The 2,222-nt window shown below is 68.3% G+C and carries 3 protein-coding genes; all 3 read right to left on the bottom strand.

The features are described from left to right. Positions 1-492 (bottom strand): PAS domain-containing protein (locus tag I71_RS26320; RefSeq protein ID WP_244434064.1); only part of this gene is annotated, 492 nt, incomplete at its 3' end. A 44-nt stretch (positions 493-536) separates the two neighbouring features. Continuing rightward, positions 537-746: a DUF1656 domain-containing protein gene (locus tag I71_RS26315; RefSeq protein WP_042700936.1), complete on the bottom strand. Its 210-nt coding sequence runs from the start codon at positions 744-746 to the stop codon at positions 537-539. Further along, the coding region (locus I71_RS26310; RefSeq protein WP_042700933.1) for an FUSC family protein at positions 743-2,222 on the bottom strand (1,480 nt) is incomplete at its 5' end. The genes I71_RS26315 and I71_RS26310, both read right to left, overlap by 4 nt.

Below are 2,222 nucleotides of genomic sequence, written 5' to 3'. Positions count from 1 at the left end.
CCGACCAGAACCAGCCCGATGCATGGGCCGCGCTGTTCGTAGCGGACGGTGCTGTCCACGCCGATGGGGAAGGGGGCCGCCCGGGCCGCGCAGGGAAAGCTCCACATCGCTGACCTCCTCGCGCTGGAGGGCGGCGTTGCACAGCCGGACGAAGGCGGGGTGGAAGGCAGGATCGAGAAAGTCGCGCAACGGCCGTCCGGTCAGCTCCCGCCCGGCACAGCCCAGCGCCCGTTCTGCCGCCGGGTTGGTCTGCTCGATCCGGCCGTCGCGGTCGCAGGCGATCAGGACATCCGTCATCGAGCCCAACACGCTGGCGATGAAGGCCTGCGCCTCCTCCAGCTCGGCGTTCTTTCGCTCCAGTTCCACCTGCTGCGTCACGAGGTTGGCATAGGTCTCGTCCATCTTCCGGATCACGTCGATCCAGGCACTTTCGGCGTCGGCATCGGGCGTCATGCCGGGAATGGAGAAGGGTTGAGACAGCGGGGCGGTCATGACTGGCAGACTAGCACGCCGGGCGTCCCGCGGTGTGGACGATTTCAGGCGGACCAGATCGACCACAGGCCGGCAAGACAGCACAGCACCAGGACATAAAGGGCGAAGTCGAACAGCGGCGCATGCCACACCCAGCCATAGGCGCCGATGGCGCGCAGCCCCCGTCGCAGCAGCACCGAGACCGCCCAGGCAACCACGGCCAGAACCAGCAACGGCGGCAGGAACAGGCCGTAAAGGTCGATTTCCCCGGTCATGCGCGTGCCCTTTCCCGATGAATCATCTCGCAAACCGGGGGCGGCACCTCAAGGGCCGCATCCGGGAACAGGCTGCGCCGCAGCGAAGCCAGCGCCACGACGGCCCGGTCGTGCTCGGGGCAGGGCGGGGCGGCGGCGATAGCCGACAGCAGGTCATCCATGCAACCCAGCAGCTCGACCGGCGCCGGTTCGGGCCGTTTGGCAGACAGGGCACGGAAATGACCGGCGACGCCGCGCAGCAGCCGGTCCAATGCCGCTCCGCCGCTCTGGCCCAGCACCGGCCGCGCCCGCTGAAGCTCCACCAGATTCAGCCCGGCCCGCAGGTCGCGCACCGCATCGATGGCATCCACATCCACCGAGCCGCCAGCCTGCGCCAGCCGGGCCGACAACAGCCCGACGCGGTCCAGCATGCGGCTTTCAAAGCCGTCATTCGCCGGGACGCCACGCATCCGTGCCAGATCGGCAATCTCGCGCCAGCCGATGTGCAGCAGACGCCTCGCGCTCCAGGCCGCACCGACCGACCGGCACATGCGGGTGACCAGCATGGCGGTGACGATGCCGACGATCTGCCCGGCGCTGCTGTTCAGGAATGAAGCGAAATCGCCGTTGCCGGTGTCCAGCAGGCTGAGCGAACCGCCGATTCCGAAGATCAGCGCCATCGCCTTGCCCATCGTCGCCGGCCGGGCGACGAAGATTCCCAGCGTCACCAGCGTCGGCGCCAGACAAAGCACAAGCATCGGAAAACTGTCGAAGGACGGCAGAACCACCAGCAGATAGAAGGCCGACAGCGGCAGCGAGGCCAGCGTATAGACCAGGAACAGGCGGATGCCGGGCACCGGGTCGTCGAAGGATGCGAAGAAGCAGGTGAAGACCGCCACCATCATCGCCGCCGCCGAGCCGGATGACCAGCCGGTCAGGATCCAGAAGGCGCAGATGACGGTGATTCCCAGAAATGCCGCCACCCCCGACCAGGCCGCCATGCCAGGGTCCAGATGGAAGACGCCACGCGACCGCTGGCGGGCCAACGGGTCGAGATGGTCGGGCAGGGCATGGTCGCCGGAGGCGATGTGCGCCCGCAACTCCCGGCAGTCTCGGTGGATCTCCACCAGGGAACGCAGACGGCGGATGAAGCTGAAGCGGGTCGCCGCCTCCCAGCTGTCCGTCGCCTGCGCGGATTCCGCCGCTTCCAGGCGGTCGATCCGGTCGATCAGCCGTGTGGCGGCGGCCGGATCGGCGGCGGCCCCCGCGGCGATCCAGTCCCGCACCGCCACCACCACCGGCGCAACATCCGCCGGAAGCGTTCCGTCTGGCCGGCGCAGGGTGCCCAGCCGGTCATGCACAGCGGTCAGCACCGGCAACAGATAAACCATCCGGTCCTGCAAGGCCCGCATCGGCCGTGTCATCCAACGCAGGTTGGAGGTGTCGTAGGGAAGATGGGTCGTCATCACCCGCAGCTCGGTCAGGTCGGTCGCCATC

The sequence above is a fragment of the Azospirillum sp. B506 genome, assembly GCF_000333595.1.
Classification (GTDB): Bacteria; Pseudomonadota; Alphaproteobacteria; order Azospirillales; family Azospirillaceae; genus Azospirillum.
The sequence above is the reverse complement of the archived record's forward strand: the minus strand, read 5'-3'. Positions and strand labels throughout refer to the sequence as shown.